General features: G+C 37.2%; 12 protein-coding genes. All 12 read left to right on the forward strand.

Features of this window, described 5'->3' with window-relative positions; all coding sequences use genetic code 11:
* The first annotated feature begins 363 nt into the window (after window positions 1-363).
* The 12 genes from BME96_RS05125 (at window position 364) to BME96_RS05180 (ending at window position 12,284) form a co-directional block, all read left to right on the forward strand.
* Window positions 364-1,908, forward strand: a complete 1,545-nt coding sequence (locus BME96_RS05125) for a spore germination protein (protein WP_071648483.1) — start codon at window positions 364-366, stop codon at window positions 1,906-1,908.
* Window positions 1,901-2,983 (forward strand): GerAB/ArcD/ProY family transporter, encoded by a 1,083-nt coding sequence (locus BME96_RS05130; protein ID WP_071648484.1) that lies wholly within the window; start codon window positions 1,901-1,903, stop codon window positions 2,981-2,983. The genes BME96_RS05125 and BME96_RS05130 overlap by 8 nt, the downstream gene beginning before the upstream one ends.
* Window positions 2,980-4,116, forward strand: coding sequence for a Ger(x)C family spore germination protein (locus BME96_RS05135; protein ID WP_071648485.1), 1,137 nt, complete (start codon window positions 2,980-2,982; stop codon window positions 4,114-4,116). The genes BME96_RS05130 and BME96_RS05135 overlap by 4 nt, the downstream gene beginning before the upstream one ends.
* 195 nt (window positions 4,117-4,311) lie before the next feature.
* A complete protein-coding gene (locus tag BME96_RS05140; protein ID WP_019376573.1) occupies window positions 4,312-4,863 on the forward strand; it encodes a hypothetical protein in 552 nt (183 codons plus the stop codon).
* Window positions 4,864-5,006: 143 nt separating this feature from the next.
* Complete coding sequence (locus BME96_RS05145; RefSeq protein ID WP_019376574.1) at window positions 5,007-5,246, forward strand: hypothetical protein; 240 nt, start codon at window positions 5,007-5,009, stop codon at window positions 5,244-5,246.
* Window positions 5,246-6,598, forward strand: coding sequence for a tripartite tricarboxylate transporter permease (locus BME96_RS05150; protein WP_071648486.1), 1,353 nt, complete (start codon window positions 5,246-5,248; stop codon window positions 6,596-6,598). The genes BME96_RS05145 and BME96_RS05150 overlap by 1 nt, the downstream gene beginning before the upstream one ends.
* A 435-nt stretch (window positions 6,599-7,033) precedes the next feature.
* Entirely contained in the window at window positions 7,034-7,534 is a 501-nt protein-coding gene (locus BME96_RS05155; protein ID WP_071648487.1) for a hypothetical protein, read from the forward strand.
* A gap of 57 nt (window positions 7,535-7,591) precedes the next feature.
* A complete protein-coding gene (locus BME96_RS05160; protein WP_071648488.1) occupies window positions 7,592-7,999 on the forward strand; it encodes an NUDIX hydrolase in 408 nt (135 codons plus the stop codon).
* A gap of 246 nt (window positions 8,000-8,245) precedes the next feature.
* Window positions 8,246-9,757, forward strand: a complete 1,512-nt coding sequence (locus tag BME96_RS05165) for a malate:quinone oxidoreductase (RefSeq protein WP_026041349.1) — start codon at window positions 8,246-8,248, stop codon at window positions 9,755-9,757.
* A gap of 383 nt (window positions 9,758-10,140) precedes the next feature.
* Window positions 10,141-11,082, forward strand: coding sequence for a WD40/YVTN/BNR-like repeat-containing protein (locus BME96_RS05170; RefSeq protein ID WP_071648489.1), 942 nt, complete (start codon window positions 10,141-10,143; stop codon window positions 11,080-11,082).
* A complete protein-coding gene (locus BME96_RS05175) occupies window positions 11,075-11,935 on the forward strand; it encodes a hypothetical protein (RefSeq protein WP_071648490.1) in 861 nt (286 codons plus the stop codon). Before BME96_RS05170 ends, BME96_RS05175 begins: the two co-directional genes overlap by 8 nt.
* Window positions 11,936-12,068: 133 nt before the next feature.
* A complete protein-coding gene (locus BME96_RS05180; protein ID WP_071648491.1) occupies window positions 12,069-12,284 on the forward strand; it encodes a glycosyl transferase in 216 nt (71 codons plus the stop codon).
* Window positions 12,285-12,294: the final 10 nt, after the last annotated feature.

Genomic DNA, 12,294 nt, shown 5'->3' on the forward strand with positions numbered 1-12,294 from the left:
CTTTATATGAGAAAGCACAGCATCCAAATGAGAGAGTTAGCCTTTATATGAGAGAGCACAGCACCCAAATGAGAGAGCGAGCCTTTATATGAGAGAGCACAGCACCTAAATGAGAGAGCCGGCGTTTATATGAGAGGGCACAGTATTCAAATGAGAGAGCGTAGCAATCAAATGAGAAAGCACAGCATTCAAATGAGAGAGCCAACCCCTCTTATGATCCACCCCCATCCCAAAAAACTTCCATCTCTACTACAAATCAGAAAATCTATTCCACGTCCAAAAAGAATAACTAGTTCTATGTTGAATATTACCTTCCACCATTGAGCATGCTGAAGGTAAAGGACATTTGGAAAGGAAATTTTTATGTTTAATATCTTTTCAAAAAAAAACAAAGAAAAAAATGCATTTAAAAATGAGACGCGCCCCTATCAAACTAAATCTGTTTCTGATCAGACATTATCAAATGATTTACATAAAAATATTTCAATAATAAAAGAATCCTTTGCGGATACTGCTGATTTAGTATGTAAAACAATTAATTGGAACGGTAAAAGTGGGTTTCTCTTGTATTTAGAAACACTCGTAGATAACGAGTTAATTGAAAATCATATTATTAAACCGATTAAGCAAGCGCAAGAACAACCAATAATGGAAGTTATTACAGCACTTGATTTAAAAGAATCAATGAAACTGCCAGACGTTGTACAAGCCCTTACAAGTGGCTTTTGTGCTTTTCTTCTACCCAAGTCAAGCAAGGTTACACTTATAAAGGTAAGTAAGCAAAATAATCGCCCGCCAGAAGAGCCATTTAATGAACAGGTTATCAGGGGAGCACATATTGGGTTTATTGAGGATTTAAATACAAATATCAATATAATAAGAAACCAAGTGCAAAATCCGAAGCTAAAGGTCGAATATATTACACTTGGAAAGACGGTTTCCACAAAAGTAGCTATTATGTATTTCGATGATCTTGCAAATAAAGAGCTGATCACAAAAGTAAAAGAACGTCTACAATCCATATCAGCGGATATTATACAAATACCTGGATATATACAGGAATATATAGAAGATCGAACCTATTCACCATTCCCACAAACTCTAAATACGGAAAGGCCGGATCGTCTTATTGCTAACTTAATGGATGGGAGGGTAGGCATTATGATGAATGGAACGCCAACATGCTTGATCGCACCTTCTACTTTAATTTCCTTTTTTCAGTCTCCTGATGACTATAACGGCAGAGTAATGATCGGTTCATTTTACAGGTTTATTCGCGTATTTAGTTTTTTTGTAACGATCGGATTGCCTGCCCTTTATATTGCTGTGGTTTCTTTCCACTATGAATCCGTGCCTGTTGAATTATTATTTGCAATTAAATCTTCTCTGGAACCCATACCTGTGCCACCTCTGTTAGAGGCGATATTTATGGCAGTAACTTTGGAACTAATTAGAGAGGCGACGATCCGGCTGCCAAATCCAGTTGCCCAAACCATTGGAGTTGTAGGTGGATTGGTAATCGGAAATGCGGTAGTTGATGCAAACCTTGTTTCAAATATGATGATTATTGTTATAGCAATTACAGCTATTTCATCATTCATTATGCCTTCAACGGAAATGAGCACAACCATTCGATTGCTAAGCTTCCCATTAATGCTTGCGGCTGCTTTGTTTGGATTAATAGGAATTGTAATTGGGTTTTTGATTATTGTTATTCATTTATGCAAACTGGAGTCTTTCGGTTCTCCTTATTTTGCACCGTTTGCACCGCTAAGATGGAAAGAATTAAAAGATACAATCATTCGTTTTCCAACTTGGATGCTCAATAGCAGACCAAAGGATGCTCAGGCTGCTTATCGTGCTACTCAGTCGAAGAATCCGCGAGAATGGGATGAGAAAAATGAATAATAAAGGCATTTTGACTTGGTGGGCTACGTTTTCCATTTTAGTACAGGTACAAATTGGGATTGGTATTCTGTCTTTACCACGAGATGTCCATCATATTGCGAAGGGTGATGGTTGGATATCTGTTTTGTTTGCAGGTTTAAGTATTCAATTACTTGTTACCATTATCTGGTTGCTGGCAACTCGTTTCAAATCTCAAACGCTATATGAATTTGCTCCAAAACTTGTTGGTAAATATCTAGGAAGTTTAATTAACATTGCGTACAGTATATATTTTTTGAGTATGGTGTTTTTAACTACCTTATTGTTTACTGATATATTAAAACGCTGGGTATTATTTAAAACTCCACATCTTGTAATTTACGTATTAGTTCTTGGAGTAGCATATTACCTTGCAAAAGACAATATTAAAGTTATCGCTCGATTTTATACATTTACTGCCATGTTTGTTATCTTACTTATCTTTATTTTGGTTCCTGCATTAGTCTCTTTTGACATTCGTTTTGTACTACCTGTAGGCCAAACGGGTATAGGAAATATTGCGAAAGGCATTAAAGAAGTTACAAACTCAATGCTTGGATTTGAATTATTGCTGGTGCTTTTTCCATTTATCGATGAAAGATTTAGACGTTATAGCATCGTCGTGGCTGCAAATGCATTTGTTACTATACTGTATACACTTATCGTATTGATTACGATAACGGTGTTTAGTCCTGCAGAAATTAAGTTAATTCCTGAGCCGGTGCTTTACATGCTTAAATCCTTTCAGTTTGATTTGGTAGAGAGAATTGATCTTTTATTTATATCTGTGTGGTTTGTAAGTATTGTCACAACTTTGGTTATGTACCTATATGTGGCTTCATTGGGAGTAACAACAATCTTTAAGAGGAAATCACATGCACCGATGGTTGGATGGTGCGTTCTTTTAATCATTGCAGTACTATTTTTTTCAAATAAAGATATTTATGGGATTGTAAACTATGTACGAGTGATATCTAATGCGAGCTACCTATTTATCTTTGTTCTTCCACTTTTATTACTATTTCTCTCTTTTATTAGGAAGGAGCGGGGCAAATGAAAAGGCAGCAACGCATATTGTTAATACTTATACCAGTTATGTTACTAACCCTCACAGGCTGTTGGGATCAGCAAATGTTAAAGGAAAACCGTCTGATTTATGGAATTGGATATGATCGAGGTGAGGATAATAAGTTAAGGGAAACCGTAGTAATTCGTTCTGTTCCCAAAGATCCGAAGGCTGGAATTGCCAACGAAATCGTTAGCGTTAACGGCACAACGGTCAGAGAGCAGCGTAGCCTATTGAATAAGCGTATTTCAGGTGATTTTGCAGAAGGAAAAGCAAGAATGATATTACTGAGTGAAGATTTAGCTAAAATAGATATTTACCCCTTCCTTGATTCCTTTTATCGAGACCCAAGAAGCCCGCTTGGTGCCAAGCTTGGAGTAGTAAAAGGTAATGTGGAAGAAATATATCGAATCCAACAAAAAGAACAAACTTTAATTATAGAGTATATTGAGGAATTATTAGATAATGAAGAACGCAATGGAACGATACCGAAGCAATCGATTCAAACGGTTTGTACCCAATTGTTTGATGAGGGCAGGGATTTTGGTTTGCCACTCCTTCGCTATGATGAAGAGAACGAGGGGGTAGAATTAGATGGACTCGCTTTATTCAATAAACGCAGCTATACTGGCGAAAATCTCACCGGTCATCAATCAAAGATGATGATGATTTTGGCTGAGGAACGTGGAAAAAATATTGAACTCACATTTAAAGTAGACAACCAAGAGAAAGAGAATTGGTTATACAATTATGTTTCTGTAATTATTTCTGATGCAGATACAAAGAAAAATATAACGTATGATGCTTCAGCAGGTCAATTTATTGTTGATCTGCATATTCAACTGGAAGTACAAATACAGGAATATGCTTCAGATCACCTATATAAGAAAGAAAAGGCAGATGAGTTAGAAAAGGTAATAAAAGAAAGACTCTATAAAGATGCTGATGAGGTTATTACAAAATTGCAGGAAGTTAATTCAGATGTATTTGGCTATGGCAGAGATTTGTTAGCTTACCATGCAAAACAATTATCTCAGAGGGAATTACATGAGGATTATTTTAAAAAGTTGAAGATTAATCCAACCTTTCAAGTAACCATTACAGAAACAGGGGGGATTTATTGATTACTTCAAGGATGTTTTTTAAAAGAACAAAAGATGGCTAAACTCCGAGTTCCGATAACCATTAGCAGAAATTTTAATTGAAAAATTAAAAATATCACCCTTTTTTAAGTTTTAGAACATTTCACTACTGTATTTACTTTTGCACATCTTGCGTATAGACTACTTAATGTATTGATTAAAAGGGGGTACAATTCCATGAAGAAAATTTTCATACTATTCGCTATGCTATTGGCTCTTGTGTTAACAGCATGTGGCCAGACACAAAATAACACAGATAGCTCAAATGGTGGAGATACAAATGCAGAGGAAACTGCAGAAAAGAAAGATGATGGAGAAAATGACGAAGCAGCAATTAAAAAGGCGCTTTTAAGCAATTACCTAAATGTTGCCAAAACAGTTCGTCCATATCAAACAAAAATTAACATGTACGTGGAATCTGTAAATAATCCAGAGGCTGAAGCTACAATTGAAACAACAAAAGAAGATGCTATAACTGCAGCAGAAGAAGCTGTTACAGCAATTGAAGGTATCAAAGTAGAAGATCTGGATGAAGATAAAACAGCTACATTTAATGATGCTTTGGCAGAATTAAAAGGTGCTTACGAAGCATACGCAAAAGCACTTGGCGAAGAAGAAATTGACGTTGCAGCAGCAGAAGAAAAAATTAATGCAACAAATGAAAAATTGACTCCGGTATTTGAAGATGCTGGATTACATGCTCCGAATTTAGCCAAGGAAATTAACTAGGAAAAAAACACGCAGAGAAATGCGTGTTTTTTTATTGCTTAAAAATAGTAATATACAACAAAAATTCGGTTTTAAATGCAAAATTTCTCCATTTCGATTAAAATAATACCACTGGAACACTTTTATGATGGAGGTGCTAACCCTTGCACAAAGAAGATAAAAACTATATCGAAATATGGGGAGATAACGTTAAGTTACGAGACTTACTGCTATCCATGGTCTTATGTATTGTTTTTGCGCTCGGTGGATACATCTTGGCACTAGGAGATGCTCCTCAGCCACTCATACTAGGACTAATCGGTGGTGTGATTGGCTTCATTATAAGCAGTATCCTGATAAAACCTAAACGCCGGATTACCGTTCTCGGGGAGGAGGATAAATGATGGATACAGCTATTATTATTCAAATGATTCTAGCCAGTATGGGCGGAGCGCTTTTATATACACTAATTGGTATTGCACCAGGTACGGATGAAACAGCGGTGCTCGCACCAGTGACTATTGCACTTGCTTTAGTAGGAGTTAGTCCATATGTTATTTTGTCATTCTTTATTGCAGCGATAGTTGCGAAAAAGCTTACGGATTCCATCCCGGTAGCAGTTGCGGGTATCCCTGGAGGTGTAATGGCAGCACCAATGGTGGAGCATGCAATGATTTTGAAACAGCATGGCATGCCAGATGTAAGTATTAAAAAAATGTCCTCCGGTTCTGTCATTGGTACGATTGTGTCCATACCAGCAAGCTTTTTGATTGCTAAGCTGATCCTTCCTTATGCAGATACGATAAGCAGCTATGCAGGATTAATATTTTTCCTTGGTGCTGTATTTCTCGCGTTGATGGCCAAAAATAAATTGTTGTCATTACTCATCATTGTGCCATTTGCCTTGCTTATACAAGGTTTGCGCCACTTATACTGGGGACTGGATATTATTCCGGAGGATTCCACTGTTTTTGTTTCCTTCTTCCTCGGTATTACGATTGGACCAATTGCATTTAGCTTATTTTCGTTATTAAGTAAAAAACATCGAAACAGCCTTCCCGGCCTAGGTAACAAGGAAATTACGTTAAAAAAATCAAAAAAAGAAAAAGGATTCCCCAATCCGTTTAAAATACTTACAAATAAAGAATCAGCGACATCTGCACTCGGGAGTTTAATTGGTACAGTAACATTTTTCCTTTCTCCTGTTGGGATGACTGTATTTTTAGGTGAATTTTTGACACGCCATATAAAGGATCCCGTTCAACGAGCATCTAGGGCAATTTCCACAATGGATGGTTTGACAAATGCTTCCTACATCTCGGGTACATTGGTTCCGCTCATTGCGATTGGATTACCGCTATCCCCAATGGCGATCGGACCGGCAGCTGGATTATTTAATGCTCCACCCGTATTTACACCGGAACACAATATTCACCATATTTTATCCATGGGAGAAATTATGACTGCAACAATAATTGGTGCAGTGATTGCGATTGTCATCACTTTCTACATTACGATAAAGTATGCCAGCCAAATTTGTGCTTTTGTGTTCAAATACATACCACATGAAGCGTTAATTGGACTTTTCGCTGGGCTTGTCGTCATGCTCGCATATATGGATGCTGGCTGGATTAACATTTTAGGTACGCTTGTAGTTGCGCTAGTCTCCGGCCTTCTATATAAAAATGGAGTGAATTATGGAGTTATGTTTATGGTTCTTTATGCAGCACCATGGCTCCTTGGATTGTTTATGTAACCAACTACAGAAGATAATAGCCGTTGATCTATGATTGACGGCTTTTTTTAATTGTTTCAAAGCTGTAAATTGTTGATTTTGTCTCGGATAGGGTGCGTGGTGTCGCGGATAGGAGTGAATTAGTCGCGGGTAGATAGGTGGGTGTTGCGGTAAGCTAATAAAATGTCTCGGTTCAAGCCTGTTTTGTCACGGTAAGACTAATTTATGTCTTGATATTATCTCAATTCAATAGATAACTTATATAAATAATTGATTTAATAAAAATTTCTGTTATAAGTTCTGAATCTTCACTCACACTTGTGGAATATTATGTTAATATTAGGGTGTGGATGTTGATAAATTATTTCGATGTTTTTGCAGACCTAATTACTTAAAACGAAAGAAATAATAGGAATTTAAATGAGTAAAGTTAATATAAATGGAAGGATGTGTATAATGAAGAAATTAATAAAAATAAGTCTATTATTTTGTTTATTAATTATTCTTATCCCCCTAAATGCCTGTACTAAGGAAGAAGCAGAGACGAATTTTCATTTGCTTTTAAAAGGAAATAGTGCGAAATGGGATGTGAATGAGTATGAAGTGAAAATATCACCTAATTACTTCGAAGCGGGTCATGGCGTGTTAAGTATGAAGGGGGAACAAGAATATTATACAGATTTCTTTCATTTTGATACACACGCAGTAATTAATGAGAAGGATATAACAGTACATTCTGGCTCGGTTTCTGGCAAAGAAGTAAATATAGCAGAAAAAACAACCGGAAAGGTGGAAGGCGGCGAATATTTAAATGCAAAGGGTGAGCCAATTTCACTTGAGGATGTTAATAGAATTTATATCGTTGTGAAATGGTGGGATAAACAGAAAAAGAAAGACGCAGAGGAAACGATTACTTTGTACAGTAAAACAAAAGAAGGCAGTACAACAACATCATAAACTTAGAATAAACGGTAAAGAAACTAGAATAAGAGTTGGCTAATAAGGAGGGGTTTTATGTCTGCACCAAAACATATTGTTTCTGCTGCAACCATCGTCTTAAATGAGCATAATGAAATTTTGCTGATTAAAGGACCTAGACGTGGATGGGAAATGCCTGGCGGACAGGTGGAAGAGGGAGAATCTTTAGAAGAAGCGGCTATCCGGGAGACAAAAGAGGAATCAGGAATTGACATAGAAATTACAAAGTTTTGTGGAATTTACCAGAATGTGAGTAATTCTATATGCAATACTTTATTCATGGGAAAGCCGGTTGGTGGTGTGCCAACAACAAGCCCGGAAAGCTTAAAAGTGGGATATTTCCCCATAAAAGAAGGCTTAGAAATGGTGACATGGAAGAATTTCAGAGAACGAATAGAGAGTTGTCTTAACCTGGAGTGCCAACCTTTTTACATATCATTTTAAGGAGTTAAATGCAGATATAGAAAGTAGTACCCCGAAATAAGAAGTTTTGTAGGTTTTCAATTCGAAACAAAAAGCATATAATAGGAAGTGGTGAAACTATTACTTATTATATAATACTATGATATGCTTTTAGAGGTTAGAATTTATGTTAAAAGGGAGATGGGGGAGGTTGGACGCGTAAGTATTACAGCAACGTGTTTAAACCTACATACTTTCTGCAAATTTTAGGGGAAAAGGTTGATAAAAATGAGCAACAGAGTAACTGAGACAGAAGTCATTTTAATTGGCGCAGGCATCATGAGTGCTACATTGGGAACCCTTCTGAAAGAGTTAGTACCTGAATGGGACATCACCGTTTTTGAAAAACTGGATAAAGCGGGGGAAGAGAGTTCCAATGTATGGAATAATGCAGGTACAGGGCATTCTGCATTATGTGAGCTTAACTATACATCCGAAAAACCGGATGGAACGATGGATATTAGTAAAGCGATTAAAGTGAATGAGCAATTTCAGGTTTCAAAACAGTTTTGGGCTTATCTCGTCAACAATAATCTGATTGGTGATCCACAGCAATTTATTATGTCTTTACCGCATATGAGCTTAGTGCAGGGAGAAGACAATGTAACTTTTTTAAAGAAACGATTTAAAGCACTATCAAACAATCCTCTTTTTGAGGGAATGGAATATTCCGATGATCCAAAAACATTGGTGGAATGGTTACCGCTTATTATGCAGGACCGCCCATCAAACGAGGCAATTGCAGCTACGAAAATGGATACAGGAACAGATGTAAACTTTGGGGCATTGACTCGCATGTTATTTGAACATTTACAGAGCAAGAATGTCGAGATCAACTATAAGCATAGTGTAGAAGACGTTAAGCGGACCAGTGACGGCAAATGGGAAGTAAGAGTACATGATATGGAAAATGATAAATTGGAATTCCATACATCCAAGTTCGTCTTTATTGGCGGCGGTGGAGGAAGTCTTCATTTATTACAAAAAAGCGGCATACCTGAAGGAAGACATATTGGCGGCTTCCCGGTAAGTGGTTTATTCATGGTGTGTAATAATCCGGAAATTATTGAGAAGCATAATGCAAAGGTATATGGAAAGGCCAAAGTTGGTGCACCACCAATGTCTGTACCACATTTGGATACGCGTTATATTGATGGGAAGCGTTCCTTATTGTTCGGTCCATATGCAGGCTTCTCACCAAAATTCTTAAAAACAGGGTCATTGTTTGATTTAGCTACATCGGTAAAACCGAATAACGTTTTCACCATGCTTGCAGCTGGTGCGAAACAAATGCCGCTAACTAAATATTTGATTACACAAGTCATGCAATCCAAGGAAAAACGGATGGAAGAGTTGCGTGAATTTATTCCTGACGCGCAGAGTAAGGATTGGGATTTAGTTGTTGCAGGTCAGCGTGTCCAAGTAATTAAGGATACAGAAGTTGGCGGTAAGGGCACATTGCAATTTGGTACAGAAGTAATTACTTCAGAAGATGGCTCTATTGCAGCATTACTAGGCGCATCTCCAGGAGCATCTACTGCTGTGCACGTCATGCTTGATGTGCTGAATCGTTGCTACCCGCAGTATATGGAAGCATGGGAACCAAAAATTAAAGAAATGGTCCCTTCTTATGGACTATCTTTAATGGATCATCCAGAGCTTCTAAAGGATATTCATAAAACAACAGCAAAAGCACTTGGCTTAACTGAAAAAGAGGGCAAGCAAGCTGTATTCAACTGATTGTAGTAAAGAACCTTTCTTCTATATTTGAAGGAAGGTTCTTTTTTAAAGATTTTTGATAAAGCTGTTCTGTGGCGGGATCGCCGCCGCTTTTATTGCTGATTACTGGAGTCTGCGGCGGATATACTTAATTTACTGCTGATTAAGTTTGGCTATTGCGGATTAACTTGTTTTACTGCTGATTAAATTGATGTACGGCGGATTAATTTTTTCTACGGCCGATTGTTTTTACCTGCGGAAGATTAATCTCCTCTACTGCTGAAATAACCAGGTTTCTGCGGATAATCTTCATTTACTGCCGATACACCACTACTTCAGTTTTTAAAATAATATAAGTATTTTTCTCTAACATCAACTAATTCTTAAAAATAAGGGGAGGTCTCATGAAAACACTAATTATAGGTTTGGGAAGTATCATACTGATCGGTTTGATTGCAGGAATGTTTATATATGAAAACAGAGACGAGGACACACTCCCTCAATACCAAATGGATACGGGAGAACCTGAAGATAGCTCCAACGCAACTACACAAACAGAACCACAACAAGAAGATTTGTGGCCAGTAGATGGAGATGAGATAAGTTATTCCTTGCAAAATGAAAAGCTGCATATTACCTATGACAAGGGAGAAAGCTGGGTTACCGTCCCGGTGGAAAAAGATAAACTGTTTGCAGGAGAATACAATGGAAACAAGCAATCACTCATTGACACCAGCTATATACTTACTGAGAAGCGGGCTGCTTTCCTTTACGCAGAAGGCACAAACTGGGAAGCCCAAACGGTTGGCATCGTTTATTCTGAGGATCAGGGGAAGACATGGGAAAAAAATATTGTCACTGAGTCCTTTCCAGCTTTACGATTTAGAAAAGTAGACTTTGTAAATGATCAATTTGCTTACGTCATTTTGTCTGGTGGAAGAACCATGTCACAGGAGGGCACACAGCCATATATTTCCGAGGATGGCGGAAAGACTTGGTACCAGACAAATACACCAGGAACAACAAGGCTGGTATCCGACGGAGCGTTTATAAATGAAAAAACAGGGTTTCTATCTTATGGAACGATTAACCCTGACCAACCGGACCTTTATGTTACAGAGGATGCGGGTGAATCGTGGGAAATGGCAAGCTTTCAAATGCCAGAAAAATATGAACCTGTATTTGTTACAGCAGAAATGCCTGTTAAGGAGGAAGATCATTTAGCCATATTAGTAAATCAAGGGCCGAATGGAGATTATTTGGGAGGAAAGGTCAAAGGTAAATTTATTTCCAAAGATAATGGGAAGACATGGGATTTTTCTAAGGAGGTGCAGCCAAATGAATAAAAATAAAAGCAGGAAGGTGTTTGGCTGGGTACTTCTACTGATCACGTTGGGATTTTTTTGTTTGCAAATGGGGAGCTTGTTTGTCCAGGCACGCTATGATGCTTCCTACGTAGATGATCGGTTATTTTATATTTTAAATATGGTTATAGTTATTTGTCTTATGCTTTCCATTTGGCTTTTACTAAAACCAACGAAAAAAATTACGATAAGCTTCACTATTATTTTTGGTTTGTTTGTTATTGCTAATGGTATATTGCTTGTGAACAGAATGGAAGACACAAAAAATATTTTAAGCGTTTCACCAAATTGGCAGCACGTACTCTCCATTAAGCAGGATGGGCAAACAAAGGAAGCTGTATATTATCGTTCTTATTATGGGATTTTGGCACGACCAAAAGAACGCTTATCTTTTAAAATAGATGGAGAATATCAAGTAGAATGGTTAGCCAAGGATGTGGCAGCATTTACGTACAAAGCAACAGACAAATCCATTCAGCAATTTATTGCAACATATGGAGATCGAGGCAGTGGGACGTCTTACTATTATGTAGGAGGACAAACACACGGAGTCTGGCAAGCCAAGGATACAAAAGTGATAAATAATCAAGAAGGTATTTCAATTACTCATAATGGTGAAACGGAAGTATTTGAATGGGATTATATCGAACAATTCGGAACCCTGGCTATTGTTCTGAAAAAAGATCATGAAGCTGTATGGACAATTGCCTTAAAGGAAAATTTCGAGGTACATGCAGATGCTTCCAAGAAAACAGTAGGAAATATCGTGCTATATAAAGCATCCTTAGAGGAAAGTGAACCAATTTTGCTGGAGTATCAAGGTGAATATGAATAAAAAAGGTCATCCTTTGTGATGATCTTTTTTTATGAAATTAAACTTAATAATGGAATATTATGTTAATATGAAGGAGTATATCATTCGAAATGTGAATTTCTGCTGAATTACTTTCTTAGAGGGGGGACATATGATGAGTAAACAACTCTCATGTTTTATCTCAGGGTTAATTATTATATTATTAAGTGTGACTTTAGGAGAGAAAATGGTTGATATAGTGTATCTAGACCAGTCTCTTACTGGTGAATATCCATCTATCCTTAACGGATTTATCCATTCCTTTATGCTGATTGGTACACTTGTATTCAGTATTGGTCTTATTGAACTAAGAAAAAATACAGAAAGATAGGAGGTGCCAA

It is taken from the genome of Virgibacillus halodenitrificans, assembly GCF_001878675.1.
In the GTDB taxonomy this organism is placed as follows: domain Bacteria; phylum Bacillota; class Bacilli; order Bacillales; family Amphibacillaceae; genus Virgibacillus_Q; species Virgibacillus_Q halodenitrificans.